The sequence below is a fragment of the Ottowia sp. VDI28 genome (assembly GCF_049532675.1).
Taxonomy (GTDB): Bacteria; Pseudomonadota; Gammaproteobacteria; order Burkholderiales; family Burkholderiaceae_C; genus Ottowia.
On sequence record NZ_CP149820.1, the window covers coordinates 2,188,619 to 2,215,255 of the forward strand.

At 62.4% G+C, this 26,637-nt stretch carries 28 protein-coding genes and 2 pseudogenes; 19 read left to right on the forward strand and 11 right to left on the reverse strand.

All coding sequences use genetic code 11. From position 1 onward, the window contains the following. Positions 1 to 131: 131 nt before the first annotated feature. The 7 genes and pseudogenes from hda to WJU18_RS10565 all read left to right on the forward strand — a co-directional run bounded on the left by hda (position 132) and on the right by WJU18_RS10565 (position 5,858). Positions 132 to 818, forward strand: coding sequence for a DnaA regulatory inactivator Hda (gene hda / locus WJU18_RS10535; protein WP_423460017.1), 687 nt, complete (start codon positions 132 to 134; stop codon positions 816 to 818). 18 nt (positions 819 to 836) lie between these two features. Beyond that, on the forward strand, positions 837 to 1,511 hold the full coding sequence (locus WJU18_RS10540; protein ID WP_423460018.1) for an HAD family hydrolase: 675 nt from the start codon (positions 837 to 839) through the stop codon (positions 1,509 to 1,511). A gap of 9 nt (positions 1,512 to 1,520) precedes the next feature. Continuing rightward, positions 1,521 to 3,100, forward strand: a pseudogene (gene pcnB / locus WJU18_RS10545) (polynucleotide adenylyltransferase PcnB). Next, on the forward strand, positions 3,090 to 3,587 hold the full coding sequence (gene folK, locus WJU18_RS10550; protein ID WP_423460973.1) for a 2-amino-4-hydroxy-6-hydroxymethyldihydropteridine diphosphokinase: 498 nt from the start codon (positions 3,090 to 3,092) through the stop codon (positions 3,585 to 3,587). The pseudogene pcnB and the gene folK overlap by 11 nt, the downstream one beginning before the upstream one ends. A 67-nt stretch (positions 3,588 to 3,654) precedes the next feature. After that, positions 3,655 to 4,017 (forward strand): DMT family protein, encoded by a 363-nt coding sequence (locus WJU18_RS10555; RefSeq protein ID WP_423460019.1) that lies wholly within the window; start codon positions 3,655 to 3,657, stop codon positions 4,015 to 4,017. Positions 4,018 to 4,169: 152 nt separating this feature from the next. Further along, entirely contained in the window at positions 4,170 to 4,817 is a 648-nt protein-coding gene (locus WJU18_RS10560; RefSeq protein WP_423460020.1) for a DUF47 domain-containing protein, read from the forward strand. Between the two features lie 30 nt (positions 4,818 to 4,847). After that, complete coding sequence (locus tag WJU18_RS10565; protein ID WP_423460974.1) at positions 4,848 to 5,858, forward strand: inorganic phosphate transporter; 1,011 nt, start codon at positions 4,848 to 4,850, stop codon at positions 5,856 to 5,858. Between the two features lie 31 nt (positions 5,859 to 5,889). Here the strand turns inward: WJU18_RS10565 and WJU18_RS10570 are convergent, their stop codons facing one another. Continuing rightward, a complete protein-coding gene (locus tag WJU18_RS10570; RefSeq protein WP_423460021.1) occupies positions 5,890 to 6,336 on the reverse strand; it encodes a hypothetical protein in 447 nt (148 codons plus the stop codon). A gap of 250 nt (positions 6,337 to 6,586) precedes the next feature. Between WJU18_RS10570 and rpsP the strand changes: the two genes are divergently transcribed. Further along, complete coding sequence (rpsP, locus tag WJU18_RS10575) at positions 6,587 to 6,847, forward strand: 30S ribosomal protein S16 (RefSeq protein ID WP_423460022.1); 261 nt, start codon at positions 6,587 to 6,589, stop codon at positions 6,845 to 6,847. After that, entirely contained in the window at positions 6,847 to 7,416 is a 570-nt protein-coding gene (rimM, locus tag WJU18_RS10580; RefSeq protein WP_423460023.1) for a ribosome maturation factor RimM, read from the forward strand. Before rpsP ends, rimM begins: the two co-directional genes overlap by 1 nt. 120 nt (positions 7,417 to 7,536) lie before the next feature. Here the strand turns inward: rimM and WJU18_RS10585 are convergent, their stop codons facing one another. The 5 genes and pseudogenes from WJU18_RS10585 to WJU18_RS10605 form a co-directional block, all read right to left on the reverse strand. Continuing rightward, complete coding sequence (locus tag WJU18_RS10585; RefSeq protein ID WP_423460024.1) at positions 7,537 to 7,812, reverse strand: septum formation initiator family protein; 276 nt, start codon at positions 7,810 to 7,812, stop codon at positions 7,537 to 7,539. Positions 7,813 to 7,982: 170 nt separating this feature from the next. Continuing rightward, positions 7,983 to 9,269 carry a phosphopyruvate hydratase gene (gene eno / locus WJU18_RS10590; protein ID WP_423460025.1) on the reverse strand — a complete coding sequence of 429 codons (1,287 nt, stop codon included), beginning with the start codon at positions 9,267 to 9,269 and terminating at the stop codon, positions 7,983 to 7,985. A 70-nt stretch (positions 9,270 to 9,339) separates the two neighbouring features. Then, entirely contained in the window at positions 9,340 to 9,630 is a 291-nt protein-coding gene (locus tag WJU18_RS10595) for a DUF1330 domain-containing protein (protein WP_423460026.1), read from the reverse strand. 28 nt (positions 9,631 to 9,658) lie between these two features. Further along, positions 9,659 to 10,515 (reverse strand): annotated as a pseudogene (gene kdsA, locus WJU18_RS10600) (3-deoxy-8-phosphooctulonate synthase). Next, positions 10,512 to 12,182, reverse strand: coding sequence for a CTP synthase (locus WJU18_RS10605; protein ID WP_423460027.1), 1,671 nt, complete (start codon positions 12,180 to 12,182; stop codon positions 10,512 to 10,514). Before WJU18_RS10605 ends, kdsA begins: the two are co-directional and overlap by 4 nt. A gap of 211 nt (positions 12,183 to 12,393) precedes the next feature. On the opposite strand from WJU18_RS10605, the gene WJU18_RS10610 reads away from it, so the two are divergent. The 6 genes from WJU18_RS10610 to WJU18_RS10635 all read left to right on the forward strand — a co-directional run bounded on the left by WJU18_RS10610 (position 12,394) and on the right by WJU18_RS10635 (position 17,297). Beyond that, positions 12,394 to 13,125 carry a hypothetical protein gene (locus WJU18_RS10610; protein WP_423460028.1) on the forward strand — a complete coding sequence of 244 codons (732 nt, stop codon included), beginning with the start codon at positions 12,394 to 12,396 and terminating at the stop codon, positions 13,123 to 13,125. 77 nt (positions 13,126 to 13,202) lie between these two features. Then, positions 13,203 to 14,384 (forward strand): trypsin-like peptidase domain-containing protein, encoded by a 1,182-nt coding sequence (locus WJU18_RS10615; protein ID WP_423460029.1) that lies wholly within the window; start codon positions 13,203 to 13,205, stop codon positions 14,382 to 14,384. 96 nt (positions 14,385 to 14,480) lie between these two features. Further along, complete coding sequence (gene coaBC / locus WJU18_RS10620; protein ID WP_423460030.1) at positions 14,481 to 15,704, forward strand: bifunctional phosphopantothenoylcysteine decarboxylase/phosphopantothenate--cysteine ligase CoaBC; 1,224 nt, start codon at positions 14,481 to 14,483, stop codon at positions 15,702 to 15,704. Positions 15,705 to 15,723: 19 nt separating this feature from the next. After that, the gene (locus WJU18_RS10625; protein ID WP_423460031.1) at positions 15,724 to 15,933 is read left to right on the forward strand and encodes a hypothetical protein; all 210 of its coding nucleotides are present in this window, start codon (positions 15,724 to 15,726) and stop codon (positions 15,931 to 15,933) included. Positions 15,934 to 16,168: 235 nt separating this feature from the next. After that, a complete protein-coding gene (gene dut, locus WJU18_RS10630; RefSeq protein WP_423460032.1) occupies positions 16,169 to 16,615 on the forward strand; it encodes a dUTP diphosphatase in 447 nt (148 codons plus the stop codon). 184 nt (positions 16,616 to 16,799) lie between these two features. Beyond that, entirely contained in the window at positions 16,800 to 17,297 is a 498-nt protein-coding gene (locus tag WJU18_RS10635; protein ID WP_423460033.1) for a glycine zipper 2TM domain-containing protein, read from the forward strand. 68 nt (positions 17,298 to 17,365) lie between these two features. On the opposite strand, the gene WJU18_RS10640 is transcribed toward WJU18_RS10635, so the two are convergent. After that, positions 17,366 to 17,890, reverse strand: coding sequence for an FKBP-type peptidyl-prolyl cis-trans isomerase (locus tag WJU18_RS10640; protein WP_423460034.1), 525 nt, complete (start codon positions 17,888 to 17,890; stop codon positions 17,366 to 17,368). Between the two features lie 33 nt (positions 17,891 to 17,923). Here WJU18_RS10640 and WJU18_RS10645 point away from each other — a divergent pair, with 33 nt between their 5' ends. Together WJU18_RS10645 and WJU18_RS10650 are read left to right on the forward strand one after the other, a co-directional pair. After that, the gene (locus WJU18_RS10645; protein WP_423460035.1) at positions 17,924 to 19,126 is read left to right on the forward strand and encodes a JmjC domain-containing protein; all 1,203 of its coding nucleotides are present in this window, start codon (positions 17,924 to 17,926) and stop codon (positions 19,124 to 19,126) included. 319 nt (positions 19,127 to 19,445) lie between these two features. Then, the gene (locus WJU18_RS10650) at positions 19,446 to 19,766 is read left to right on the forward strand and encodes a hypothetical protein (RefSeq protein ID WP_423460036.1); all 321 of its coding nucleotides are present in this window, start codon (positions 19,446 to 19,448) and stop codon (positions 19,764 to 19,766) included. Between the two features lie 112 nt (positions 19,767 to 19,878). On the opposite strand, the gene WJU18_RS10655 is transcribed toward WJU18_RS10650, so the two are convergent. The 4 genes from WJU18_RS10655 to WJU18_RS10670 form a co-directional block, all read right to left on the reverse strand. After that, on the reverse strand, positions 19,879 to 20,655 hold the full coding sequence (locus WJU18_RS10655; protein WP_423460037.1) for an MBL fold metallo-hydrolase: 777 nt from the start codon (positions 20,653 to 20,655) through the stop codon (positions 19,879 to 19,881). Between the two features lie 9 nt (positions 20,656 to 20,664). Continuing rightward, complete coding sequence (gene bamC / locus WJU18_RS10660) at positions 20,665 to 21,768, reverse strand: outer membrane protein assembly factor BamC (RefSeq protein WP_423460038.1); 1,104 nt, start codon at positions 21,766 to 21,768, stop codon at positions 20,665 to 20,667. Positions 21,769 to 21,852: 84 nt separating this feature from the next. Continuing rightward, positions 21,853 to 22,740 carry a 4-hydroxy-tetrahydrodipicolinate synthase gene (gene dapA, locus WJU18_RS10665; RefSeq protein ID WP_423460039.1) on the reverse strand — a complete coding sequence of 296 codons (888 nt, stop codon included), beginning with the start codon at positions 22,738 to 22,740 and terminating at the stop codon, positions 21,853 to 21,855. A 36-nt stretch (positions 22,741 to 22,776) separates the two neighbouring features. Continuing rightward, entirely contained in the window at positions 22,777 to 23,421 is a 645-nt protein-coding gene (locus WJU18_RS10670; RefSeq protein ID WP_423460040.1) for a class I SAM-dependent methyltransferase, read from the reverse strand. A gap of 158 nt (positions 23,422 to 23,579) precedes the next feature. Here WJU18_RS10670 and WJU18_RS10675 point away from each other — a divergent pair, with 158 nt between their 5' ends. Together WJU18_RS10675 and WJU18_RS10680 are read left to right on the forward strand one after the other, a co-directional pair. Further along, entirely contained in the window at positions 23,580 to 25,556 is a 1,977-nt protein-coding gene (locus WJU18_RS10675) for a DNA topoisomerase IV subunit B (protein ID WP_423460041.1), read from the forward strand. A 94-nt stretch (positions 25,557 to 25,650) separates the two neighbouring features. Next, on the forward strand, positions 25,651 to 26,637 hold the full coding sequence (locus WJU18_RS10680) for a lytic transglycosylase domain-containing protein (protein ID WP_423460042.1): 987 nt from the start codon (positions 25,651 to 25,653) through the stop codon (positions 26,635 to 26,637).

Genomic DNA, 26,637 nt, shown 5'->3' on the forward strand with positions numbered 1-26,637 from the left:
GCGCGGCATGCCGGGCTGCCGCATAAAATTTGGGGAGTTTGGAATGATGACATACCCGGAAGACCTTGGATCCGTTGAAAGCGTGTTCACGACACTGTCTCGACGCAATTTTTTGCCGTTTCCCCTCTACCATGAAGCAGATCGCGCTTGATATCGGCTTGTCGCACCAGGCGACCCTGAACGGTTTCCTGGCCGGTCCCAACCAGGCGGCCCTGCAGCACCTGAGCACCTGGAGCGGTGGCGCCACCCGCTCGCCGGTCCCCACTTATCTCTGGGGACCGGCTGGCGTGGGCAAGAGCCATCTGCTGCGCGCCGTGCGCCATGCGCTGCTCGCGCAAGGCGCCGCGGTAGGCTGGCTGGATGCCGAAGGCGAGCCGGGCGCGGCCTTCAGCGAGCAATGGGACGCCATATTGATGGACGACGTCCACCTCTACAATGCCGAGCAGCAGCACACGGCGTTCAATTGGTTCATCAATGCCGTCAGCCCTGCATCGGGCAGGCCGCGAGGTGTGCTGGCGGCAGGCTTGCTGCCGCCTTCCGACCTGCCGCTGCGCGATGATCTGCGCACCCGCCTGGGGTGGGGCCACGTGTTCGAATTGCACCTCCTGCAGGAGCAGGAGTGCCGGGCCGTTCTGCGCCAGGCCGCCGATGCGCGCGGGGTGTTCCTGTCTGATGAAGTGATGACTTTCGTGCTCGCGCGCTTTTCGCGCGATCTGGGCAGCCTGATGCAGCTTCTCGAACACCTGGATCGCTATGCCTTGCAGACCAAGCGTGCCATTACCATTCCGCTCGTCAAATCGATGCTGGAAAATGAGTAGTTTTGACTTATAAATTTCATGAAACTTGCCCTTTTCGACCTTGACCACACGCTGCTGCCGCTGGATTCCGACCACGCCTGGGGAGAGTTCACGACCCGCATCGGCTGGACCGACGGGGCGGAGTTCAAGCGCCGCAATGATGATTTCTTTGCCCAATACCAGGCCGGTGCCCTGAATACCCACGATTACATCCGTTTTGCCACCGAGGCCATTCGGCGGCAGGGCGCTCGTGCGGCCGCCTTGGCGCACGAGCAGTTCATGCGCGAAGTCATCACGCCGGCCATCACGCCGCAGGCGCTCTCGCTCGTGAAGGACCGGCAGCAGGACAGCGACGCCGTGCTGATCGTGACCGCCACCAACGAATTCATCACGCGGCCCATCGCGCATGCCTTCGGCGTGGAGGAATTGATCGCCACCAATCTGGCGCGGGAGGCGGGCGGCTGGATCACCGGCGAGATCTCGGGCACGCCTTCGTTCCGCGAGGGCAAGGTGGCACGGGTGGAGCAGTGGCTGGCCGAGCGGGCTTTGGGCTGGGGCGATGTGGAAGTGAGCTTCTACTCCGACTCCACGAACGATCTGCCGCTGCTGGAGAAATCGCACCATCCCGTGGCCACCAACCCTTCGCCGGAGCTCGAGAAAATCGCGGAGGAACGTGGCTGGCGCATACTCAGGCTTTTCGCAGAACAACAATAACCAGCAACAATGATCAAGAAACTCCTCGACAAGCTCATCGGCAAGGCGACCGGCAAGCCCGCGTCCGCGGGCGCAAGCGCCTGGGCAAACGGGTGGAAGTCGGGCCGCAGGTGCATGGCATCAATCCGGCGCTGGTTGACGAGCGGGCCTCCAATGTGGTGCGCACGCTCAAGGAAGCCGGGTACGAGGCCTATATCGTGGGCGGCGCGGTGCGCGATCTGCTGCTGGGACTCAAGCCCAAGGATTTCGATGTGGCCACCAACGCCACGCCTGAGCAGGTCAAGAGCTTGTTCAAGCGGGCCTTCATCATCGGCAGGCGTTTTCGCATCGTGCACGTGGTGTACGGGCGCGGACGCGACCATGAAGTGATCGAGGTGTCCACCTTCCGCGCCAACGTGGACAACGCTTCCGCGGAAACCGTGAGCGGCAACGAACGCACGGCGAAAGGCCAGTTGGCCAGCATGACTCACGCGGTGGATGCCAGCGGCCGCGTGTTGCGCGACAACGTCTGGGGTCCCCAGGACGAAGATGCGGCGCGGCGCGATTTCACCGTCAACGCCATGTATTACGACCCCGAGACACGCATCGTGGTCGACTATCACCAGGGCATTCAGGATGCTCAGAAAAAGCTGCTGCGCATGATCGGCGACGCCGCCACGCGCTACCGCGAGGATCCTGTGCGGGCCATCCGGGCCGTTCGCTTCGGCGCCAAGCTGGCAGGACTGGGCTTCAAGCTCGAACCCAAGACCGCAAAGCCGCTGGTCGAGGCCAAGGCGCTGCTGGCCGATATTCCGCAAAGCCGCCTGTTCGACGAAATGATCAAGCTGCTGCAGACCGGCCACGCTCTGGCCAGTGTGGAGCAACTGCGCAAGCTGGGGCTTGCCAAGGGTATTTATCCGCTGCTCGACATCGTGGTGGAGCGCGCCGATCAGCCCTTCGTGAAAGCTGCGCTGCAAGATACCGATCGCCGCGTGACCGAAGGCAAACCCGTGGCCCCTTCATTTTTGCTGGCGTGCGTGCTCTGGCAGGATGTACTGGCTGGCTGGAATGCGCGGCTGGCCCGCAGGGAGCATCCGTTTCCCGCCCTGCAGGCGGCGATTGACGAGGTTTTCGACGCCCGGGTGGGCGATGTGTCGGGCCGGGGCAAGCTGGGCGCCGACATGCGCGAAATCTGGATGATGCAGCCGCGCTTTGAAAAGCGCGGCGGCAGCTCGCCCTTCAGCCTGGCCGAGCAGCCGCGCTTTCGCGCTGGTTTCGATTTTCTGCGCCTGCGCGCCGATGTGGGCGAAACCGGCGAGGAACTGGCCGACTGGTGGCAGCAGTTCAGCCTGGCCAGCGATGGCGCGCGTGAAAGCATGGTCGAGGAACTGCGCGCTGAACAGCAGCGAACCAAACGCCAGCAACCGCGTGTGCATCGTGTGGCAAAGGGTGGCGCGGCTGGCGCGGAACCGGGCGCCAGCCAGGTTTTGACACCGGCCGCCACGGAGTCTGAGGAGGCCATGGCGGCTCCCGCCAAGAAGCGCCGCCGCCGCCGCCGCAAGCCGGCGGGTGCGGCAGGGGAGGGAGCCCCAAGTGCAGATCCCTCCTGAGCCTGACGCTGGCAGGGAACCCGTGACCGCCTACGTCGCCCTTGGCGCCAACTTGGGCGATGCTCAAGGGGCGGTCGTTGCGGCCATGAGGCAACTGGACAATCTGCCGCATACGCGGGTCTCCGGCCGCTCCAGCCTTTACCGTACCGCTCCCGTGGATTCCGGTGGCCCCGACTACATCAATGCGGTGGCTGGAATCTTCACCCGCCTCAGTGCCCCTGATCTGCTGCGTTCCATGCAGCAGCTCGAACTGGCTGCCGGACGGGAGCGCCCCTATCGCAATGCCCCGCGCACCCTTGATCTGGATCTGCTGCTGTACGGCGACGGGTGCGTCGACAGCCCATTGCTCACGCTGCCGCATCCGAGAATGACCGAGCGCGCCTTCGTGCTGGTTCCGCTGGCCGAGATCGCGCCCGGCCGGGTGCCGCCCGAGGCGCTGGCGGCTGTCGCTCGGCAGCGTATAGAGCGCATAGAGCGTGCAGGCTAAGAACGGGTTGATTGACCACATCCCCCTGCGCTGAGCTTCGGAACCATCTTCACTTCAGGCTTTCACCATGCAAGCCCTCCAATCGCTTCCAATTTCCCTGCAAACCGTGCTGCTGCTGATCGCCAGCAACGTGTTCATGACCTTCGCCTGGTACGGCCACTTGAAGAACCTGGCGAGTTCCCCCTGGTGGGTGGCTGCGTTCGTGAGCTGGGGCATCGCGCTGTTCGAATACCTGCTTCAGGTGCCGGCCAACCGGATCGGCTTCACGCAGTTCAATGTGGGGCAATTGAAGATCATCCAGGAGGTCATCACGCTCCTGGTGTTCGTGCCTTTCGCGGTGATCTACCTCAAGCAGCCGTTGAAGCTCGATTTCCTGTGGGCGGGGCTGTGCATGGTGGGGGCTGTGTACTTTGTTTTTCGGGGGAGTTGAGTTCACGGCACCTGGATTGGCAAGGCCTCAGACCTCCCAGGCCCGGGAAACCGGCCACGAGGAGAGCCCATACACCGTTGCCTTAAACTAAAGAGTCACTGGATTTTCATTTTTGTGACATCACGAAGTCACAGATCACCGGAACCCGTACCATGCTTTTCAGCAAGCTGCTGCCCAAGGAGGGCAATTTTTTTGAGCTTTTCATTCAACACGCGGATCGCGTCGTTGAAGCGGCGAAAGCATTCTCCCAGTTGGTCACCCACTACGACGACGCTGCTCTGCGCGAGCAGTATCTGCAAGAGGTGGATACCGCTGAACGTGCCGCCGACCGCGTGACCCATGAGGTCAACCGGCTGATCCACACCACTTTCATCACGCCGATTGACCGTGAGCAGATTCACACCTTGATCAATCTGATGGATGACGTGGCAGACCTGCTGCAGGACACGGCCGAAACCATGTCCCTGTACGACATTCGCCACATGACCGACGAGATCAGGCGCCTGACCGATCTATCGGTGAAGTGCTGCGAGCGGGTGCGCCACGCCGTGAGCCTGCTTGCGAAGATTGCCGAACCGGCCACCGCCGAAGCAGCGCTGAAAACCTGCGAGGAGATCGATCAGCTCGAATCCGATGCCGATCGCGTGATGCGCAGCGCCATGAGCAGGCTGTTCCGCAATGAGCCCGATGTGCGGGAGGTCATCAAGTTGAAGGCCATCTACGAACTGCTGGAAACCGTGACCGACAAGTGCGAGGACGTGGCCAATCAGATCGAAGGCATCGTGCTCGAGAACTCGTAACCGAGTTCCAACCGGAGAATCTTGAGAATGATGCAAACCGCACAAGCCGCGCTTTGGGTTGTCGTCTTACTTGTGGCGCTGGCGATCGTGTTTGACTTCATGAATGGCTTTCATGATGCTGCCAACTCGATCGCCACCGTGGTATCCACGGGTGTCCTGCGTCCGACGCAAGCTGTCGTGTTCGCCGCGTTTTTCAACGTGGTGGCTGTTTTCGTGTTCCACCTGTCCGTAGCGGCCACGGTGGGCAAGGGCATTGTGTTGCCCGAGGTGGTGGATGTCCACGTCGTGTTCGGTGCCCTGGTGGGCGCCATCGCGTGGAACCTCATTACCTGGTACTACGGTATTCCCAGCAGCTCCTCGCACGCCCTGATCGGCGGCATTGTGGGGGCTGCCATGGCCAAGGCCGGCCCCAGCGTGCTGGTCATGGGCGGTATTTTGAAAACCGTGGCGTTCATTTTCATCTCGCCTCTGCTTGGCTTCTTGCTGGGCTCGATGATGATGGTGGCCGTGGCCTGGATTTTCCGCCGCACGCGCCCCAGCAAGGTAGACAGGTGGTTCCGCCGCTTGCAACTGGTGTCTGCCGGGGCCTACAGCCTGGGCCATGGCGGCAACGACGCGCAGAAGACCATCGGGTTGATCTGGATGCTTCTGATCGCCAGCGGGTATGCCGCTGCGGGCGAGGCCCAGCCCCCCACCTGGACCATCGTGGTGTGCTATCTGGCCATCGGCCTGGGCACCATGTTTGGCGGTTGGCGCATTGTGAAGACCATGGGGCAGAAAATCACCAAGCTGAAACCGGTAGGCGGCTTCTGTGCCGAAACCGGCGGCGCTCTGACGCTGTTTTTTGCCACCGCGCTGGGGGTGCCGGTTTCCACGACCCACACCATCACGGGCGCGATTGTCGGCGCAGGTTCCACGCAGCGCGCCAGCGCGGTGCGCTGGGGCGTCGCCGGCAGCATCGTCTGGGCCTGGATTCTGACTATTCCCGCCAGCGCGCTGGTGGCTGCAGTGGCCTATTGGATCAGCACGGTGCTGTTCTGACCCTTCAGCAACATCCTGAACATCCCACTTTCTACTGCGAAATCTTCCGCGCTTCTTCGATCTGGTATTCGAAGTAGCGCTGGAAGCTGAACGCGATCGAGGCCATCAGCACGGCGGTGCCCACCATCAAGGACACGGCGATACCGAAAATGGTGAACCAGTTGGTATGGCCTGGAGCCGCGTCGGGCGGCGCCTTAGGGTTGAAGCGGGCATTCCATTTCTCGGGCGTCATGAGGCCGTAGATGATCGCCGTGAGGGCGCAGCCGGCGAAAGTGAAACCCAGCACGGGGAGCAGCACCCAGCTCCACATGTCGTCCACCCCGAACTGTTTCACGCGCATGATGCCGTACAGGCCGAGCAAGGTCGGGATCGGCAGCAGCCACCCCAGCCAATCGCCGAAGCCGCGCAGGTAAAAGCGATGCAGCCCCAGCGGGCCTCCCAGGAAAGTCAACCAGGTGGCGAGAGTCTTGTTTTTCATCGCTGGGCCGCTCCCAAGATGAAAAAGGGCCCCCTTGGGGGGCAGAGGACCTCGCGAAGCGGGGAAGTGTGGGGGTTGTTTTTCATGTGGATTGCGTAAGGTCGGACAAATACTATAATCTTAGGCTTTCCAGTGTGTCGCTGGCCGGGTGGCCATGTCGCGTGTCTCAACATTGGAGATCAACCGGGCCCGTTGGTTTCATTCAATTACAACAAACGGATCCGGGCAACCACCCACAGGATATTTAATCATGGTCGTTATTCGTCTCGCGCGCGGCGGCGCCAAAGCTCGCCCCTTCTTCAGCATCGTGGTCGCCGACAAGCGTGTCCGCCGCGATGGTCGCTTCATCGAGCGCATCGGTTTCTACAACCCCACCGCCGTTGGTGGCGCTGAGGGCCTGCGTATTGCTCAAGATCGCCTGACCTACTGGAAGAGCGTTGGCGCGCAGACTTCTCCCACTGTCGAGCGCCTGATCAAGCAGGCAGCCAAGGCCGCTCCCGCGGCAGCTTGATGAGCGTTCCTGGGCTGGAACCGGCTGAGTTGCCGGCAGATGCGGTGGAAGTCGGCCGCATCCTGGATGCCTGGGGGGTCAAAGGCTGGATCAAGATCCAGCCCTACAGCGCCTCGCCCGAGGCGCTTTTTTCTTCCAAACGCTGGTTTCTGCAGCCTCCTGAGCGTGGCGGCAAGGTGGCCTTCAGCGGCACCGTGCGACTGTCCGTCAAGTCGGCCAGGGATCATGCCGATTCGGTGGTGGCCAGTGCACACGAAGTGGCCGATCGCGACGCTGCCGAGCAGCTCAAGGGCGCGCGCATTTTCGTTTCCCGCGAATCCTTTCCCACGCCTGAAGAAGGCGAGTATTACTGGGTCGATCTGATCGGCTTGGCAGTGGTCAACCGGGAGGGGGTTTCGCTAGGAGAAGTGAAAGATCTTCTGGCCACCGGGCCGCAAACCACTCTGGTGCTGGAGTACGAGGAAGCCGACAAGCCGCGTGAACGGATGATTCCGTTCGTGGACGCCTATGTGGATAGCGTCGATCTGGCTGCCAAGCGGATCACGGTGGATTGGCAGCCCGACTACTGATGGCCTGGGACCGCCGAGCTCCGGCTCGGCATCAGTGCTACGTACACGCGCTGCTGCCAAGCTGGAGCTTGGCGATCCCAGGGCGGCCATCCCATCTGGAAGCGCGAACAGCTATTCGCGCTACCTCGTTACCTGCACGAATATCTCGTTGGGCTTGACCATGCCCAGCTCCAAACGCGCCTTTTCCTCGACCATCCCCAGGCCGGCCTTCAGGTCGTCCACTTCAGAGGCGAGTTGCTCATTTTCGAGTTTGGCCCGTGCGTTGGCGGCCTTTTGCTGATCCAGCTTGTACTGCAGGCTTGCCACATTGGGAATGCTGCCGCGGCCGAACCACATCTGGCTGTGCAGAATCACCAGCACGGCGACCAGCACGAATGGGACGACGCGGTTGCTCATGCCTTTGATTCGTTGCAGCAGTTGGTTAACGTGCTACGATTTTAGTAGGAATTTGGTAGGGTCGGCTAGATGCGGCCGGGCAAGAGAGGTCGCCCAGGTGCAAAAGCCTGTATCCAGGAGCTAGAGGACCCTTGGGAGGCGAGCCTCCCAAGGTGTTTGGCCTACTGCTTTTAGCGAAGGTTGTAGAACGCCGTGCGGCCAGGGTATTGCGCCATGTCGCCCAGATCTTCTTCGATGCGCAGCAGTTGGTTGTATTTGGCCATGCGGTCGCTGCGGCTCAGGGAGCCGGTCTTGATCTGCCCGGCGTTCGTGCCCACGGCAATATCGGCAATGGTGGAGTCTTCTGTTTCGCCCGAGCGGTGGCTGATCACGGCGGTATAGCCGGCGCGCTTGGCCATTTCGATGGCAGCGAAGGTCTCGGTCAAGGTGCCGATTTGGTTGATCTTGATCAGGATCGAGTTGGCGATGCCTTTGTCGATGCCTTCCTTGAGGATCTTCGTGTTGGTCACGAACAAGTCATCACCCACCAGCTGAACTTTATCGCCCAGGCGTTCGGTCAGCAGTTTCCAGCCGTCCCAGTCGCCTTCGGCCATGCCGTCTTCGATGCTGATGATCGGGTATTTGTCGACCCAGGTGGCGAGCATGTCGGTCCACTGCTGGGCGCTCAGGCGCACGCCGCCTTCGCCTTCCAGCACATACTGGCCGTCCTTGAAGAACTCGCTGGCGGCGCAATCGAGGGCGAGGACGATGTCCTGGCCAGCGGTATACCCGGCATCCGCGATGGCCTGCAGGATGAGCTCGATGGCGGCTTCATGGCTTTCCACGCTGGGAGCGAAGCCACCTTCATCGCCCACGGCAGTAGACATGCCCCGGCCATCGATGATCTTCTTCAGTGCATGGAATACCTCGGCGCCCTGGCGCAGGGCTTCGCGGAACGAGGGAGCGCCCACGGGCACGATCATGAATTCCTGCAGATCGAGCGAGTTGTTGGCGTGCGCACCGCCGTTGATGACGTTCATCATCGGCACGGGCAACTGGCAGCCGTTCATGCCGCCGAAATAGCGGTACAGCGGCAGGCCGGATTCCTCGGCGGCGGCGCGCGCCACGGCCATGCTGACCGCCAGCATCGCGTTGGCGCCCAGGCGCGACTTGTTGTCGGTGCCGTCGAGATCGATCAGCGTCTTGTCGAGGAAGGCCTGCTCGGAGGCATCCAGGCCCAGCACGGCTTCGCTGATCTCAGTGTTGATGTGTTCCACGGCCTTCAGCACGCCCTTGCCGAGGTAGCGGCCCTTGTCGCCGTCGCGCAGCTCAATGGCTTCGCGCGAACCGGTGGAGGCGCCGCTGGGCACGGCCGCGCGGCCCATCACGCCGCTCTCGAGCAGCACGTCGCACTCGACGGTGGGGTTGCCGCGGCTGTCCAGGATTTCGCGTCCTACGATATCAACGATTGCACTCATGATGTGGATTGGTTTGAAGTTGGGAAATGGAAGAATCAAATAGGAATCGCAAACAGGCGCTTCAGATGCCTTAGACGCCTTCCACGGCGATCATGTTCATGATCGCAGCGCCGGCCCGTGCTTCCCTGGCGCGCCGGTATTCCGGCGTGTCATGGAACGCCTTGGCCTTCTCGAAGCTGTCGAATTTCAGTACAACCACACGGGTGGGGGCCCAATTGCCCTCCAGGGGTTCCACCGCGCCGCCGCGCACACATACTTCAGCGCCATGCACTTGCATGGCAGCGGAGGACCACTTCTTGTACTCCTCGTATTGTGCGGGGTTGGTCACTTCGATCTGGGCAATGATGTAGGCGCTGCTCATGGCGTGAATGTCTCCGGCAAAATGGGGTTCAGGCGTCAAAGGCGTTCTCGAGAAAGCCATTTTTCTTGGTGACCTGATCGAGCGCGAGCAGGGTTTCGAGCAAGGCCTTCATGTGCTTGAGCGGCACGGCATTGGGGCCGTCGGAGAGTGCCTTGGCCGGCTGCGGGTGCGTTTCCATGAACAGCCCCGCCACGCCCACGGCCACCGCCGCCCGCGCCAGCACCGGCACCATTTCACGCTGGCCGCCGCTCGAGGTGCCTTGGCCACCAGGCAATTGCACGGAGTGGGTGGCGTCGAACACCACGGGGGCACCTGTTTCGCGCATGATGGCCAGGCTGCGCATGTCGCTCACGAGGTTGTTGTAGCCAAAACTGGCGCCGCGCTCGCAAGCCATGAAGCTGTCGGGCGGCAAACCTTTTCGGCTGCCGCCGCGCGCGCCTTGTCGATGACGTTCTTCATCTCGTGCGGCGCGAGAAACTGGCCCTTCTTGATGTTCACTGGCTTGCCGCTTTGCGCCACGGCACGGATGAAATCGGTCTGGCGGCACAGGAAAGCGGGGGTTTGCAGCACATCCACCACCTGCGCCACCGCGGGCACCTCGGCCTCGGTGTGCACATCGGTCAGCACCGGCACGGCCAGCTCTTTCTTCACCTTCGCCAGGATCTCCAGCCCCGCTTCGATGCCCGGGCCGCGAAAACTGGCGCCGCTGGTGCGGTTGGCCTTGTCATAGCTGCTCTTGAAGATGAACGGGATTCCCAGGCCGGCGGTGATTTCCTTCAACTGGCCCGCCACGTCGATCTGCAACTGCTCGGACTCGACCACGCAAGGGCCGGCAATGAGGAAAAACGGCTTGTCCAGCCCGATGTCGAATCCGCAGAGTTTCATTTGACGGCCTTGAGCGGCTTGGCGCTGGCCTCGCCTTGGCGGGCTGTTTGATGTTGCAGTGCCGCCTTGATGAATGCATTGAACAGCGGGTGGCCGTCCCAGGGCGTGCTCTTGAACTCAGGGTGGAACTGCACGCCGACGAACCAGGGGTGCACGCTTTGCGGCAACTCGACGATCTCGGTCAGTTGCTCGCGCTGCGTCAGCGCGGAGATCACCAGGCCCGCCTGGCGCAGCGTGTCCAGGTAGTTCACGTTGGCTTCGTACCGGTGGCGGTGGCGTTCGGTCACGACGTCGCCGTAGATCTTGTGCGCCAGCGTGCCGGGCGACACGTCGGAGCTTTGCGCGCCCAGGCGCATGGTGCCGCCCAGATCGGAGGCGGCGTCACGCTTCTGGATGCTGCCGTCCTTGTCTTTCCACTCGGTGATGAGCGCGATGACCGGGTTGGGCGTGGACGGGTCGAATTCGGTGCTATTGGCGTTTTCCAGGCCTGCCACATGGCGCGCGTATTCAATGGTGGCTACCTGCATGCCCAGGCAGATGCCCAGGTAGGGCACCTGGTGTTCACGGGCAAAGCGGGCGGTGGCAATCTTGCCTTCCACGCCGCGCGGACCGAAGCCGCCCGGCACCAGGATGGCGTCGTACTTGCTGAGCTGAGCCACCGTGGCCGGTGTGATGGTTTCCGAGTCGACGTGCTCGATCACCACGCGTGCATGGTTGTGCATGCCGGCATGGCGCAATGCTTCGTTCACCGATTTGTAGCTGTCCGAGAGGTCGACGTACTTGCCCACCATGGCAATGGTGACGTCGGCCTGCGGGTGCTCCACCTCGTGCACCAGGTCGTCCCAGCGGTTCAGGTTGGCTGGTGGCGTGTTCAGCCGCAGCTTGTCGCAGATGAGGCCGTCGAGCCCTTGCTCGTGAAGCATGCGCGGCACCTTGTAGATGGTGTCCACATCCCACATGCTGATCACGCCCCAGGCGGGCACGTTGGTGAACAGGCTGATCTTGTCGCGTTCCTCCTGCGGAATCGGGCGGTCGGCGCGGCAGAGCAGGGCATCGGCCTGGATACCGATCTCGCGCAGCTTCTGTACCGTGTGCTGTGTCGGCTTGGTCTTCAGCTCGCCGGCGGCGGCGATCCAGGGCAGGTAGCTCAGATGAACGAACGCGGTGTGATTGGGGCCGAGCTTCAGGCTCAGCTGGCGCACCGCCTCCAGGAACGGCAGCGATTCGATGTCGCCCACCGTACCGCCGATCTCGACGATGGCCACGTCGACGTCGCCCGCGCCGCGCCGGATGAAATCCTGGATTTCATTGGTGACATGAGGGATCACCTGCACGGTTTTGCCCAGGTAGTCACCGCGCCGCTCTTTTTCGAGGACGCTTTTGTAGATCTGGCCGGTCGTGAAGTTGTTGGCGCGCTTCATGCGCGTCGTGATGAAGCGCTCGTAGTGGCCGAGATCGAGGTCGGTTTCGGCGCCATCATCGGTGACGAACACCTCGCCGTGCTGAAAAGGGCTCATGGTGCCCGGATCGACGTTGATGTACGGATCCAGCTTGATGAGGGTGACTTTGAGGCCGCGCGATTCAAGGATCGCGGCCAAGGAGGCCGAGGCGATTCCCTTGCCCAGGGAAGACACCACACCGCCGGTGACGAAGACGAATTTGGTCATGTCAGGACGAAGGCTTCTGGCCTTCGCTCGGTGGGAAATTCCGATTATAGGCGCCTTGCCGCAAAGGCCTTGCCGGAGCAGGGCCTGCATGGAAAAGGGCGTTGTGGGCAGGATGATGCGCTGATTTGAATTCTTTTTAGTTCAATTTGTTTGGTTTGTAAGTTTTTTATAATTCTAAGTAACTAATATTGATGAATTTGGAGGAGAACGAATGAAACTCAGCCGCTTGATGCGATCTGGGCTGGTGCCGCTGTTGTGGGTGGTGGTGTCGGTGTTGGGCTGTGGTGCATGGGCACCGGTTGCCGCCATGTCTGTGGATGCCTACATGCCGCCACAGGATGCGTCACGGGACGTTGTTTTTGCCAAGCGCACGGGCAAGGTCCTGTCTGCCGATCCGGTGGAGATCAGCCTGGGCGCGTGGGTGCCGCCCGCGCCAGTAGAGCCCACCGGCGGCCGGGCCGTTGCCGGCCATGGCCGGCCAAGCCCGAGAACCGCGTCTGCTGCTGCGTTTTCGGGCCTTCTGCGCTGGAAACCATCCGCCGCGGGCGGCCTGGTGGCGGCCGTGAGCTTTCGCTCAGACGGCGCCAAAGGGTTGCGCGTGGGCCTTCTGGTGGATCAACTGCCCGGCGGCGCGTTGCTGCGTGTGTATACAAAAAAGCAGCCCGAGGCCCTGTTTGAATACACCGGCGCATACGTGCGGGATCTATTGCAAGGGGTCGCCAAGTCGGGGGACACCAGCGTGGAGGCCCGCACCTGGTGGGCTCCCAGCACCGAGGGCGAAGAGGTCACGCTGGAGATCGAGTTGCCGCGAGGCGCACCGCCTGGCGCCCTGGTGGCCGCTATTCCGACGGTGGTGCACATTCATGTCGATCTGGGCGTTTTTTCATCGCCGGGCCGTTCCCAAGATGAAAAAGCCCCCTGGGGGGCAGCGGACCTCGCGTAGCGGGGGAGCGTGGGGGCCATTTTTCATCGCCGGGCCATTTCCCGGCAATGGGCGAGAAGCAGGTGGAAAACCGCGCGATGTCCTGCCACAAGGATGCCAATTGCGAGGCTGCCGAGCACGTGACGCAGCGGCGGGCCGTGGCACGCATGAGCTTTTTCGAAAACGGCTCCATGTACCTTTGCTCAGGTACGCTGCTCAATGACCGTAAAAACTCAGGCACACCTTACTTCCTGACAGCCCACCACTGCATCCATTCGGACACGGCCGCGGCCACGCTGGAAACCAGGTGGTTCTACTGGTCCACCACATGCGGTAGCCGGACATTGAACCCGGAGCACAGGATTTTGCGGGGTGGGGCGGACTTGCTTCATTCGAGCCCCAATCCCGATATCGCCCTGTTGCGCTTGAAAGAAATGCCGCCGCCTGGCGCCTTGTTCGCCGGATGGGACAGCTCGGCGCTTGCCACTGGCAGCCAGATTCTGGGCATCCATCATCCTCAGGGTGACATGCAGAAGATGAGTTTCGGCAAGGTCTCCCATCGTGCCAGTTGTTTTCAGGTCGGATCCAGGATCTACTGCTACGGTTTGCCCAACGGAAACTACTATTTTGTCGACTGGAACCGGGGATTGATCGAGGGCGGCAGCAGCGGCTCCGGGCTATTCCATGACGGCCGCCTCATGGGAGCCCTGTCGGGCGGGTCTTTGACACCCTCGTGCTCCGGCGGAAATGTGGCCACCTATGCCAGCCTGGAAAGCGCTTTTCCCGCGCTCAGGCAGTGGCTTGCCCTTCCTCCCGAACCTCCGGTCACTCCCGGGCGTGCGGCCGTCTATCGCCTCTTCAACACCCAGACCGGCGCGCACTTCTTCACCTCGAACGCGGCTGAGCGTGATTTCGTTCTTGCCACTTACCCGGTATTCCGATACGAGAACATCGCCTTTTATGCCGGGGCTCAGCCAAAGCCTGGGCTGAGCAGCGTCCATCGTTTCTATAACCCGGCATCAGGCGCGCATTTCTACACGATCAGCGAAGCCGAGCGCGAATACGTGCGTAGCGCCTTTCCCGTGTTCCAGTATGAAGGCCCGGCCTGGTATGGCAGCTCCAAGCCCGTGGAAGGCATGGTGCCCGTGTTCCGCTTCTACAACCCGTCCACGGGCGCGCATTTTTATACCAATAGCCCTGATGAGCGCGATTTCGTGATCGCCACCTACCCGGTGTTCCAGTACGAGGGCGTGGCCTACTACGTCTGGAACACGCCCTGATGGTGTGCTCGAGCGTGTGCCCGAATGTATGCCCAAATGTGTGCCCAATAGGCCGGGTGCCGCCCTGGCGGCATTTTGTTGCTACATTTGCCAGCCATGGACCAACTCAGCGGCAAACATATCGTTTTAGGCCTTAGCGGCGGCGTGGCAGCCTTCAAGTCGGCCGAGCTATGCCGGCGCCTCATCAAGGCAGGTGCCACGGTGCAGGTGGTGATGACAGAGGCCGCGCAGCAGTTCATGACGCCGGTGACCATGCAGGCCCTTTCCGGCCGCCCGGTCTACCTGTCGCAGTGGGATGCGCGCGAACACAACAACATGCCGCACATCAACCTGAGCCGCGACGCCGACGCCATCCTGATCGCGCCGGCCAGCGCCGATTTCATTGCGCGGCTTGCGCAAGGGCGCGCTGATGAACTCCTGAGCCTGCTGTGCCTGGCGCGGCCCGCCGATCGGGTGCCGCTGCTCCTCGCTCCTGCCATGAATCGCGAGATGTGGGCGCATCCTGCCACTCAGCGCAATCTGGGGCAGGTGGTGGACGATGGCGCGCATGTGCTGGGCGTGGCGCACGGCGATCAGGCCTGCGGTGAGTTCGGCGATGGGCGCATGCTCGAGGCCGAAGAGCTGACCGAGGAATTGATCGCCTTTCTCACGCCCAAATCGCTCGCCGGCCAGCGCCTGCTGATCACGGCGGGGCCCACCTTCGAAGCGATCGACCCAGTTCGCGGTATCACCAACCTGTCCAGCGGCAAGATGGGGTTTGCCATCGCGCGCGCGGCGCGTGAAGCCGGCGCGGAGGTTACCCTGGTGGCCGGCCCCGTGCACTTGCCCACGCCGCGCGGCGTGGCGCGCATCGATGTGCAGTCGGCTGAAGACATGCGCCAGGCGGCCGTGGAGCACGCACAACTGGCCGATATTTTCGTGGCCACCGCCGCGGTGGCCGACTGGCGTCCCGCCGAGACGGCCGAGCACAAGATCAAGAAAGATGGCTCCGGCGAAGTGCCGCACCTGGCTTTCGTCGAAAACCCGGACATCCTCTCCGAGGTCGCCCACTCGCCGCGCGCGCAGTCGGGTGAGCTGTTCTGCGTGGGGTTCGCAGCCGAAAGCCAGGATCTCCTGGCCAATGCACAGGCCAAGCGGGCGCGCAAAGGCGTGCCGCTCCTGGTGGGCAACATCGGCCCCGCCACGTTCGGCAAGGACGACAACGCGCTGCTGCTGGTGGATGACGAGGGTGCGAGCGAGTTGCCTCAGGCGAGCAAGCGGGTTCTGGCTCAGCAACTGGTCGCAGAGATCGCCCGGCGTGTCTCGGGACTCGCGGCATAGCACACCGGATAGGGAAACCATGAACGCGCCCGTGAATGTGCCCACGACTGTGCAGTTGGTGGATCATTCGCCTCCCAACGGCGACTATGCACGCTATATCGAGCAACTCATGCAGCGTTCGGAAGCCGCGGCGGCGGCCCAGGTCGCCCAGGCCGGGGAGCACGGCCGGTTTCGTCTGTCCCGGCGGCTCATACCTTACCCGGCAGGCGTGAAGGTCCACCGGATCTGAAGGAGCTGCTGGGCCAACTGATCAAGAGCAAGGTTCCCCAAGGCAAGCGGTCCGGGCTGGCCAAGGCAGGACAGCCCAAGGGGGTGGCCGCTGTTCCGGCATGGTGGCTCTGGGCCGTCGTGGCGGTGATCGTGGCTGGCGTGATTTTTCCGTACGGTCTTGGATGGATCGTAGTCGTTGTATTTATTCTCTGGCGGATGGCGAAATCAGCCTCTGGCAAGGGAGGGAGAAAGTCTTGAAGATTGATGTGAAGATTCTGGATGAGCGCCTGCGTGCTCAGATGCCCGCATATGCCACGCCCGGCAGCGCCGGCCTGGACCTCCGGGCTTGCCTGGAGGCGCCTCTGGAGTTGGCGCCGGGCGCGTGGCAGTTGGTGCCCACCGGCATGGCTGTCCACCTGGCCGATGCCGGCTATGCGGCCTTGATCCTGCCGCGCTCGGGGCTCGGCCACAAGCACGGCATCGTGCTGGGCAACCTGGTGGGACTGATCGACAGCGACTATCAGGGCCAGTTGATGGTGAGCGCCTGGAACCGCAGCAGTACTGCCTTCACGATCGAGCCGATGGAGCGCATTGCCCAATTGGTCATCGTGCCCGTGGTGCAGGCCCGCTTCAATATCGTGAGCGATTTTCCCGCCAGCGAGCGGGGCGAGGGCGGCTACGGCTCTACAGGCAAGCGCTGAAAATACGCTCTTACTCTTAGCATCTCCACGGCTTTAGCGCCTCCACGGCTGTACGATTTGTCTGACGTGAACACCCTCTTTTCACCGGCTGAATTCCTGCGTTGTTGAAGGCCTAATGTCGGATATGTGCCGGTCCGTATTTTTCGGAGCGGCACCTGATCTCATTCAAGAAGGAGTAGTTCACATGACAGGTTTTCAACGACTGGGCAGCATCACGCTGAGTGCCGTGGTCATCGCTTCGCTGGCGGCTTGCGCCGGCCAGCCGAACTATGGCAATCCCAACTATGGCGGCAGCCCGAACTACCCCGCAGGTCAGCAGCAGCCCGCTTATAACCAGGGCTACGCCGGCTACGGCACCGTGACCAATGTCCAAATGGTTCGTACCGGCGGCGGTGGCACCGGTGGCGTAGCGGGCACGGCGATCGGCGGTGTGGCCGGCGGTGTGCTTGGCAACCAGGTGGGCGGCGGCAGGGGGCGTACGGCAGCGACGGTGGCTGGTGCCATTGGCGGTGCGCTGATCGGCAACGCCATTGAGCGGAGCCGGACTGCGCCAGGAATGGATGTCTACCGTGTGACCGTCCAGCTGGAAAACGGCGCCATGCAAAGCTTTGACTACCAGCAGGCACCCAACGTCCGCCCGGGCGATCGTGTGCGAGTGGACGGCAATCAGCTATACCGCTGAAAACCAGCAAGTTCAAGGCAAAAAGCCGGCGCGAAGGCGCCGGCTTTTTGCGTTTCAGCGGGAGGGCGTCAGTGCAGAAGCGATCCACCCGGCGCGGCAGGCTGCACTCGGAAAAAACCCGTGCCAGCGGTGCCTGCTCTGAGCTCGTCCTCGGCGGCCTCGCGAACGGCTTCCACTTTCAAGTGCAACCGCAAGCCCACGCCTGCCAGGGGGTGGTTGCCATCCAGGACCACGTGTTCGGGGTAGATATCGGATACGGTGTAGAGCGTCTCCGGCGGCAGCTTGGCACTGACCCCTTGGGGCAGGGCATGGCCCTCGAAGACCATGCCTTCTTCCAGGCCCTCCGGAAAGAGCGAGCGCGGCTCCAGAAAGAGCTTCTGGTCGTCGAAATCGCCAAAGGCGTCTTGCGGTTCCAGGTTCAGATCCAGCGTGGCGCCGGGTTCATGGCCTTGCAGGGCTTCCTCGATCTTGGGCAGCAGATCGGAGCCGCCCAATAGAAACTCGACGGGTTCTTCGAGCACGTCCAGTACTTCACCCAAGCCATCCTTGAGTGTCCAGGTGAGCGAGACGACGCATTGCGGTGTGATTTCCATTGGACAATTGTCGCATTGCATTTTCATTAGATCATGGATATTTCCCTACCCTTGCAGTTGCTCGGCGGCCTGACCCCCGAGCAGTTCATGAAGCGCCACTGGCAGAAAAAGCCGCTTCTGGTGCGTCAAGCCATTCCGGGCTTCACTCCTTTGCTTCCGCGCGCCGCCCTGTTCGAGCTGGCGGCGCAGGAAGACGTCGAATCGCGACTGCTGAGCCATGGCCAACGCGGCTGGCAGCTCAAGCGGGGGCCTTTCCTGTCACGGAGCCGTTCCAAGGGCAAAGAGACTTCGCCGGGGCGCAGCGGGCATGAAGCGGGGAGCCCTTTTCCTCGGAGCGCATTGCCGCCCGCGAGCCGGCCCGATTGGACCTTGCTGGTGCAGGGGGTAGACCTGCACCATGCGGGCGTGCATGAGCTCCTGCAGCAGTTCCGCTTCGTGCCTGACGCCCGGCTGGACGATGTGATGATCAGCTACGCGAGCGACGGCGGCGGTGTGGGGCCCCATTTCGACAGCTACGACGTTTTCCTGTTCCAGGCGAGCGGTACGCGCCGCTGGCGCATCGGCCGGCAGAAAGACCTGAGCCTGGTGGATGGCTTGCCGCTGAAGATTCTGGCGAACTTCGAGCCCGAGCAGGAATACGTGCTGGAGGCGGGTGACATGCTCTATCTGCCGCCACGCTGGGCCCACGATGGTGTGGCCCTGGGCGGCGAGTGCATGACCTATTCGATTGGCTTTCGCCAGCCGGCGCGCGGCGAACTGGCGCGCGAGTTGCTGGCCCGCTCAGCGGAGGAAGCGGCCGAGGCCTTGGGAGACGTGGCCTACCGCGATCCCGGCCAGCCCGCAGTGTCCCGTCCGGCGGAAGTGCCCGCAGCCATGTTTGATTTCGCGCGCGATGCCGTGGAGCGGGCCTTGCGCGATCCTGCGCAACTCGCCATGGCCCTGGGAGAGGTGTTGACCGAACCCAAACCTCATGTGTGGTTCGATCCGTTGCCTGAGGATGCGGCCTGTGAAGCCAGCGGCGCTGTGATACTGGACCGGCGAACCCGCATGATGTATGACGCATTGCACGTATTCATCAATGGCGAGAGCTATCGTGCGGGTGGGCGGGATGCCCGTCTCATGCGGACATTGGCCGATGAGCGTCAGCTCAGCGAGCAGCAGGTGGCTCGCCTGAGCGCCGATGCGCGCGACTTGCTTGGCCAATGGAAAGAGGCAGGCTGGCTGCACGACGCATAAGGCCGTGAACACGTTCTAAGAGGGTATTTTTTCACGGTTCCCCCTATTGGATGAAGGAGCCTCGTGAGCAGATTACCCTCTTTCTTTGCCGTTTTCCGAGTGAAAGAAAGGCGAAATCAGAATCGTGTAACAAACCCTCACCTGTTCGGACTTTTTTGGTGTCGCATCGGCGCATCAGGGTTTATCAGAATTGTAAGGGCGTGGCTATAATCGAAAGCCGAGCGGAAAGAGCAGGATTTAATTGCTCTGGGTCAAGGCGCGGAGTTTGAACAGGCGTCGTGACGCATCCGAAATGATTACTCTCACAAGGACCATTGAAATGAATAAATCCCTTATTTTGGCCGCCCTGATGGCCGCTGCTGCCCTGACCGCTTGTGGCAAAAAAGAAGAGGCAGCTCCTGCTCCCGCTCCGGTTGAAGCGCCCGCTGATGCTGCTGCTTCCGCCGCCGACGCCGCTGCAACCGCTGCCGCTGATGCCGCTTCCGCTGCTGGCGCTGCCGCCAACAGCGCTGTTGACGCTGCCAGCGCTGCTGTGAGCGACGCCGCTGCTTCCGCTTCCGCTGCTGTGGATTCCGCTGCTTCCGCCGCCGGTGCAGCTGCCGCCGCCGCTGTTGAAGCCGCTTCTGCTGCCGCCAAGTAAGCACGCATACTTTTGCCGGAATGGTTTCATTCCGGCATTTTGCGAAAGCCGCCTTCGGGTGGCTTTTTTATTATCTGAGGTGTTTGAAATCCAGGCCTCCTGGATCACGTTCTTAAACGCTTAGCCAGCTGCTTCCCATGGCCGTGCAGAAAAGAATTTCCTCGGCAGGGCAATTCAATACTGCCGATAGCGCGGCTTGGGCCAGGCCGGGTTGATTGTTGCGCTCGCTCAGGTGTCCCGCAATCACTGTATGCAGTTTCTCATGCAGCAAGGCCTGCAATGCCTGCGCCGACTGGCCGTTGTTGAGATGGCCATGTGAGCCGCCCACGCGGCGTTTCAGGAAGGGCGGGTAGCTCGATCGGGCCAGCAGATCCGGATCGTGGTTGCATTCGAGCAGGAGAGCGTGGCAGCCGCGCAGATTGTTGAGCACGTGGGGCGGTACGTGGCCCAGGTCGGTTAATACCCCCAATGTACGTGCGCCGTCGGTGCAGTTCAATTGCAGTGGTTCCAGGGCATCGTGCGGCACCGTGAATGGGCGCAATTCAAGGTCGCCTATGGCGACCTGCTCGCCGTCTTTCACCAGTGTCAAGGCGAGGCCCTCGGCCGATGCGTCCAGTGCCCGCCAAGTGCCAGCGCTCATCCAGAGCGGAATGTGGTGCCGCTTCGCCAGCGACAAGGCGCAGCCTATATGGTCGCTGTGCTCGTGGGTGATGAAAATGGCATTGAGCTGGCTGGCGCCTTCCAGTCCGCAGCGCCGCAGGCGCTCATCTATCTGGCGAATGCCCAAACCACAATCCACCAGCACCCGGGTGCTGGTGATGCCATCGCTGGCTTCGATCAGCGTGGCGTTGCCTGAGCTGCCGCTGGCCAGGCTCCGAAAGCGCAGCATTGCTGCGGTTTATTTCAACTCGTCGGCGATCACTTGAACGATGCGCTTCGCGGCGTCAGCGGGCACCGGGCCGCCGTTGGCGTCAAGCACAGCCACCGTGCTGGTTTGCGCTTCGCTGCGCACGACAACCTGATAGCGGCTCGTGGGCAGCGGCGGGGTGGAGCTGCCGAACAGCCTGCCGAAGAAGCCGGGTTCTTTCTTCTCGATCGTGGGATCGATGTAGCGTACGAAGTAAATACCCTTGCTGCGGTCGCGATCTTCCACCGTGAAGCCGGTGCGATCCAGCGCAAGGCCTACCCGCCGCCAGGCGCGGTCGAAGTCTTCACCAAGCTGCACTACGGGAGCGTTGTTTGCCGTGGCCACGCGCGCGTTCGGGGCGGCCGGGACTTGTGCCTGAGCGGCAATGAGCGCCTTGGATTCCTCTTGCGATACGCCCAGCTTGACCATCAGGCGGCGGAGGAATTCCGCTTCCAGCTCGGGGCTGCTGGCGCGAGGTTGCCAGACGGTATTGTCTTTCTGTGCGCTTGTAAAGACCTCTTCCATGCCCTTATGCGAGACGAAGATGTCCGTGCCGCCCTGGGCATTGCGCTCCAGGCGCGTGCGGAACTTGTCCCGCTCACCGGTGGAGTAGAGAGAATCAAGTGCCTTGCCGATGGTGGCGCGAATGAAATCCTGCGGAATCTTGGCGCGGTTTTCAGCCCAGTCGGTTTCCATGATGCCGATATTGGGTTGATCGATGGCCATCAGGAAGCCGCTTTCCAGCCAGAAATCGCGCACTGGGCTCCAGAGCTTGTCGGCGGGTCGGTCCACGCGCAGCCAGCGTTCATTACCGGCGCGCTCGAAATGCACGTCGGCAATGGTGGACGCCGCGGTGGGCGTGCCGGCCGCAGCGGTCGCGGCCTGGTTGACTTGGTATCCGCTGGCCGTGACCGTACCGCCTGGAATCACGTAGCGCGATTGGCCGGGCAACTGTGTCAGGTCCGGCGGCACTTCCAGGGAGACGCCACGGCCCGAACTCTTGTAATCGATCCGGTCGGGTTCGAACACTGAGCACGCGCTGAGCCCCAACAGGATGGCGAAGGGGAGCACGCGGATAGGAAAAGATGGCTTCACGTGTGAAATTCCTTTAACACTGCACTAGCACGAGAGAGGGCTGACGCGTTGACGCGGCTGGATGTGGCTGCCGCGTTGCCTGGTTTATTGGAGCAGACCGCTTGCCCGCAGTGCTTCTTCAACGGCGGGCTCGAAGGCCTTCGCCAGGGGAGTCATGGGTAGCCGCAGAGTGCCGCCGCAAAGGCCCATGCGCGCCATGGCCCACTTCACGGGGATAGGGTTGGCTTCCACGAACAGATGTTTGTGGATAGGCAGCAGCTTGAACTGGATCTCCATGGCGCGCCGTGTGTCTCCGGCCACGGCGGCCATGCACAAATCGTGCATTTGCCGTGGGGCCACGTTGGCGGTCACGCTGATATTGCCTTGCCCGCCGCACAGCATCAGTGCCACGGCGGTGGGGTCATCGCCCGAATAGACCGCGAAATCCTTCGGCACATCGCGGATGAGCCACTGCGCGCGTTCGATGTTGCCGGTGGCTTCCTTGATGCCCACGATGCCCGGCACCTGGGTGAGGCGCAGCACGGTGTCGTGTTGCATATCGCCTACCGTACGCCCCGGCACGTTGTAGAGCACCATCGGCAGATCGCCCACAGCTTCGGCGATGGCCTTGAAATGCAGGTACTGGCCTTCCTGCGTCGGCTTGTTGTAGTAAGGCACGACCTGCAATTGGCAATCGGCGCCCACCTTCTTGGCAAAACGCGCGAGTTCGATGGCTTCCGAGGTCGAATTGGCACCGCAACCGGCCATGATGGGCGTGCGGCCTGCCGCCTGCTCCACAGCCACGCGGATGATTTCCTGGTGTTCCTCGACATTCACGGTGGGCGATTCGCCCGTGGTGCCAACCACACCGATGCAATCGGTGCCTTCGGCGATGTGCCAGTCGATCAGCTTGCGCAGTGTCGGGTAATCGACGCTGCCGTCTTCGTGCATCGGCGTTACCAGGGCGACGATGCTGCCAATGATAGGGGTCATGAGAAAGTGCTTGTCTTGCGGCGTGAAACGGGCATTTTAGTGTGCGGCGAGCCGGTTGGGCTCCCCCGCCACGCATTGTTCGCCGATTGTCGGTTGGTTATTGGATGGTTTAGAGCGGATATCGTTCCGTTGGCTGGTCGTGCCCCCTGCATTGTTCGGCATGCGAACCGCCGCGATGCGCTGCACGAAACGCTCCGGATGCGACAGAAAACCGTCTTCGTAGCCTACCACCCGCCACGCCGGGCCAGCGCAGGCGCGCAGCAACTCGCCGGGCTGAAGCAGGAAATCCGGCCGCGAAGGCTTACCAACGGTTTCATTGCCGGCCGCGAATGTTTCATATAAAAGTGCGCCGCCCTCGGCCACGCTCTCCAGGATGGCCGGCAACAGCGGCCGCCACAGGTAGTTGGTGACCACCACGGCGCCGAAGCGCCGGTCCGCGAACGGCCAGGGCCCGTTCTCGATGTCGGCCTGCACCGCTTCGCCCAGGCTCCGCACAGCTTCGACCGCCCGTGGATCGCGGTCTACCCCGGTGACCGGATGGCCGCGTTGTGCGAACCAGCGCATATGGCGGCCGCCCCCGCAGGCCACATCGAGAACGGGGGCGCCGGCAGGCACGAGCGGGCTCCAGCGCCACACCCAGGGGGAGGGCGCCTGCAAACCGTGGAGAGGGGTGGTATTCATTGAAATTCTTGAAGTCGGCGCCTGCACGGAGACCTGTCCCGGTATGACGAATGCATGAGCCTTGCAAGGGGATGAATGTAGCCTGATCCTGCAATCTGTCACGGTAGGCTGTAGTTTCATCCAGTCCGGGAAGTATCCGATGGATAGAATGCCAGGTTATGGCTACGAATTCGACAACGGCAGAAGGTTATTCCGAAGGCTCGATACGGGTGCTGAAAGGGCTGGAACCCGTCAAGCAGCGCCCCGGTATGTACACGCGTACCGACAACCCGCTCCACGTGATCCAGGAGGTGCTGGACAACGCTGCCGACGAGGCGCTGGCGGGTTTCGGCAAGAAGATCAAGGTGACTTTGCACGCGGATGGCTCCATCAGCGTGGAAGATGACGGCCGCGGCATTCCCTACGGCATGCACCCCGAGGAAAAGGCACCGGTGCTCGAGCTGGTGTTCACCCGCCTGCACGCGGGCGGCAAGTTCGACAAAGGCAAGGGGGGCGCCTACAGCTTCTCCGGCGGCCTGCACGGCGTGGGGGTGAGCGTGACCAACGCGCTGGCCAAGCGCATGGAAGTCTCCAGTCACCGTGAAGGCATGGTGGCCAGGATGGTGTTCGAGGCTGGCGACGTGGTCGAAAAACTCGAGCTTCGCAAGCAGGCCGAAGGCGATCGCCGCCAAGGCACCACTGTGCGCGTATGGCCCGATCCCAAGTATTTTGAATCTCCCGTGCTGCCGGCAGGGGAGTTGATGCATCTGCTGCGCAGCAAGGCGGTGCTGATGCCGGGGGTCAGCGTCTCGCTGATCGACGAAAAGAAAAAGGACACCCAGACCTGGCAATACAAGGGCGGCCTGCGCGACTACCTTGAGCAGACCCTGTCGGCCGATGCCGTCATTCCTCTTTTCGAGGGCGAAGGCTACGCCGGCAAGGATGCCGACAGCTTCGCCGAGGGCGAGGGCGCCCAGTGGTGCGTGGCTTTCACCGAAGAAGGCCAGCCGGTGCGGGAGAGCTACGTCAACCTGATCCCCACGAGCGCCGGTGGCACGCATGACAGCGGCTTGCGCGACGGCCTGTTCAATGCCGTCAAGAGCTTCATCGAGCTGCACAGCCTGCTGCCCAAGGGCGTCAAGCTGATGCCGGAAGACGTTTTCGCGCGCGCCAGCTATGTGCTGTCGGCCAAGGTGCTCGATCCGCAGTTCCAAGGCCAGATCAAGGAGCGGCTCAATTCGCGCGATGCGGTGCGCCTCGTGTCGAGTTACGTACGCCCTGCGCTGGAGCTGTGGCTGAACCAGCACGTGGATCATGGCAAGCGGCTGGCCGAGCTGGCCATCAAGGCCGCCCAGACCCGGCAGCGCGCTGGCCAGAAGGTCGAGAAGCGCAAAGGCTCGGGCGTGGCCGTGCTGCCTGGCAAGCTCACCGATTGCGAAAGCCGCGACATCGCGCACAACGAGGTGTTCCTGGTCGAGGGCGATTCAGCCGGCGGCAGCGCCAAGATGGGCCGCGACAAGGAAACCCAGGCCATTTTGCCCCTGCGCGGCAAGGTGCTCAACACCTGGGAGGTCGAGCGCGACCGGCTCTTCGCCAACACCGAAATCCACGATATCTCGGTGGCCATCGGCGTCGATCCGCACGGCCCTGCGGATTCACCTGATCTCTCGGGGCTGCGCTACGGCAAGATCTGCATCCTCTCCGATGCCGACGTGGACGGCTCTCACATCCAGGTGCTGCTGCTGACCCTGTTCTTCCGCCACTTTCCCAAGCTGATCGAGACGGGCCACGTCTATGTGGCGCGGCCGCCCCTGTTCCGGGTGGACGCGCCTGCGCGGGGCAAGAAGCCCGCGGCCAAGATGTATGCGCTCGATGAAGGGGAATTAACCGCCATTCTCGATAAGTTGCGCAAAGATGGCGTTTCTGAAGGAAAATGGACGATTAGCCGCTTCAAAGGCTTGGGTGAGATGAGCGCGGAACAATTGTGGGAAACCACGCTCAATCCCGATACCCGCCGACTGCTGCCGGTGCAGCTTGGCCGCTTCGATTTCGGCCAAACCGCCACGGAAATGAGCAAGCTCATGGGCAAGGGCGAGGCCGCTGCGCGCCGCGAGCTCATGGAGCTGCACGGCGACGCCGTGGAAATCGACATCTGATCCCACACGCAGGGCTCAGAACGTACATCGTTTTCATGTCACTGGTACGTTTTAGGCACGTTTTTGGCAAGCATCTGGCAGGCATTTGGCAAGGATGACACCGACCTTTTTCAGACGAGTTTCCGTCCGCCTCCTGCAGGTGGCGGCGGCCTTGTCTCTGTCGGCTTTGCATCTTGGCGCGCGGGCCGATTTATGGGCCTATGTCGACGAGCAAGGCGTGACTCATTTTGCGGCCGCGCAGGTCAATGAACGCTACACGCTGTTTTTCAAGGACAGCGACCCGAACAGTTTCAGCCTCATCGACGGCAGCTTCGGCCTTGTCGAGGACGAGGAGGCCGGGGCTGCAGACAAGCGCAATGGCCCGGCCTTCGTTCTGCCCAAGCGCTTCGTAGCGCTGGAAGCGTCCCAGGGCTACAGGGCGGTGCAAAAACACATGCAGGCCGCCGCGAAAGCGCATGCCGTCGATTACGAGCTTCTGAAGGCGGTGATTGCCGCTGAGTCGGGTTTTGATCCTGCAGCCGTATCGCCCAAGGGCGCCGTCGGCCTGATGCAGCTTTTGCCCACCACCGCCCAGCAATATGGCGTGGAGGCCGACAAGCCGGACCGCCGGGACAGAAAAGGCAGGCTTCTGCCGGTGCGCACGGTGGAGCAGAAGCTGACCGATCCGCAAACCAATATCCAGGCAGGGGCGCGTTACCTCGCCTATCTGCTCAAGCTGTTCAAGGGCGAGCTCTCGCTGGCCCTGGCGGCCTACAACGCGGGTGAAGGTGCTGTGCAGCGTGCCGGCAACAAGATCCCGAACTACAAGGAAACCCAAGGCTACGTCAAGACAGTGATGGGTCTTTATGAGGTGTTCGTCGCCGGGCCGCCCCAAGACGGACAAGGCCCCCTCGGGGGGCAGCGGACCTCGCGCAGCGGGGGAGCGTGGGGGTCTATGGTCAAGCCACCAGAGACGGCTACCGCCGCAGCCGATGCGGCACGCCCGCTGGCCAGCGCGGTCGGCCGGATCGGCAATGGTATGGGCGGGCGTGTACGTGTGGAGTTGGGTGGTTTGCCGCAAATACCGGCCAACACACCTTGA

What these genes read in the sequence shown, in the direction of transcription:
- hda (WP_423460017.1), top strand. Translation starts at nt 132, where the DNA reads ATGAAGCAGATCGCGCTTGATATCGGCTTGTCGCACCAGGCGACCCTG.
- WJU18_RS10540 (WP_423460018.1), top strand. Translation starts at nt 837, where the DNA reads ATGAAACTTGCCCTTTTCGACCTTGACCACACGCTGCTGCCGCTGGAT.
- WJU18_RS10555 (WP_423460019.1), top strand. Translation starts at nt 3,655, where the DNA reads ATGCAAGCCCTCCAATCGCTTCCAATTTCCCTGCAAACCGTGCTGCTG.
- WJU18_RS10560 (WP_423460020.1), top strand. Translation starts at nt 4,170, where the DNA reads ATGCTTTTCAGCAAGCTGCTGCCCAAGGAGGGCAATTTTTTTGAGCTT.
- WJU18_RS10565 (WP_423460974.1), top strand. Translation starts at nt 4,848, where the DNA reads ATGCAAACCGCACAAGCCGCGCTTTGGGTTGTCGTCTTACTTGTGGCG.
- WJU18_RS10570 (WP_423460021.1), bottom strand. Translation starts at nt 6,336, where the DNA reads ATGAAAAACAAGACTCTCGCCACCTGGTTGACTTTCCTGGGAGGCCCG.
- rpsP (WP_423460022.1), top strand. Translation starts at nt 6,587, where the DNA reads ATGGTCGTTATTCGTCTCGCGCGCGGCGGCGCCAAAGCTCGCCCCTTC.
- rimM (WP_423460023.1), top strand. Translation starts at nt 6,847, where the DNA reads ATGAGCGTTCCTGGGCTGGAACCGGCTGAGTTGCCGGCAGATGCGGTG.
- WJU18_RS10585 (WP_423460024.1), bottom strand. Translation starts at nt 7,812, where the DNA reads ATGAGCAACCGCGTCGTCCCATTCGTGCTGGTCGCCGTGCTGGTGATT.
- eno (WP_423460025.1), bottom strand. Translation starts at nt 9,269, where the DNA reads ATGAGTGCAATCGTTGATATCGTAGGACGCGAAATCCTGGACAGCCGC.
- WJU18_RS10595 (WP_423460026.1), bottom strand. Translation starts at nt 9,630, where the DNA reads ATGAGCAGCGCCTACATCATTGCCCAGATCGAAGTGACCAACCCCGCA.
- WJU18_RS10605 (WP_423460027.1), bottom strand. Translation starts at nt 12,182, where the DNA reads ATGACCAAATTCGTCTTCGTCACCGGCGGTGTGGTGTCTTCCCTGGGC.
- WJU18_RS10610 (WP_423460028.1), top strand. Translation starts at nt 12,394, where the DNA reads ATGAAACTCAGCCGCTTGATGCGATCTGGGCTGGTGCCGCTGTTGTGG.
- WJU18_RS10615 (WP_423460029.1), top strand. Translation starts at nt 13,203, where the DNA reads ATGTCCTGCCACAAGGATGCCAATTGCGAGGCTGCCGAGCACGTGACG.
- coaBC (WP_423460030.1), top strand. Translation starts at nt 14,481, where the DNA reads ATGGACCAACTCAGCGGCAAACATATCGTTTTAGGCCTTAGCGGCGGC.
- WJU18_RS10625 (WP_423460031.1), top strand. Translation starts at nt 15,724, where the DNA reads ATGAACGCGCCCGTGAATGTGCCCACGACTGTGCAGTTGGTGGATCAT.
- WJU18_RS10635 (WP_423460033.1), top strand. Translation starts at nt 16,800, where the DNA reads ATGACAGGTTTTCAACGACTGGGCAGCATCACGCTGAGTGCCGTGGTC.
- WJU18_RS10640 (WP_423460034.1), bottom strand. Translation starts at nt 17,890, where the DNA reads ATGGAAATCACACCGCAATGCGTCGTCTCGCTCACCTGGACACTCAAG.
- WJU18_RS10645 (WP_423460035.1), top strand. Translation starts at nt 17,924, where the DNA reads ATGGATATTTCCCTACCCTTGCAGTTGCTCGGCGGCCTGACCCCCGAG.
- WJU18_RS10650 (WP_423460036.1), top strand. Translation starts at nt 19,446, where the DNA reads ATGAATAAATCCCTTATTTTGGCCGCCCTGATGGCCGCTGCTGCCCTG.
- WJU18_RS10655 (WP_423460037.1), bottom strand. Translation starts at nt 20,655, where the DNA reads ATGCTGCGCTTTCGGAGCCTGGCCAGCGGCAGCTCAGGCAACGCCACG.
- dapA (WP_423460039.1), bottom strand. Translation starts at nt 22,740, where the DNA reads ATGACCCCTATCATTGGCAGCATCGTCGCCCTGGTAACGCCGATGCAC.
- WJU18_RS10670 (WP_423460040.1), bottom strand. Translation starts at nt 23,421, where the DNA reads ATGAATACCACCCCTCTCCACGGTTTGCAGGCGCCCTCCCCCTGGGTG.
- WJU18_RS10675 (WP_423460041.1), top strand. Translation starts at nt 23,580, where the DNA reads ATGGCTACGAATTCGACAACGGCAGAAGGTTATTCCGAAGGCTCGATA.
- WJU18_RS10680 (WP_423460042.1), top strand. Translation starts at nt 25,651, where the DNA reads ATGACACCGACCTTTTTCAGACGAGTTTCCGTCCGCCTCCTGCAGGTG.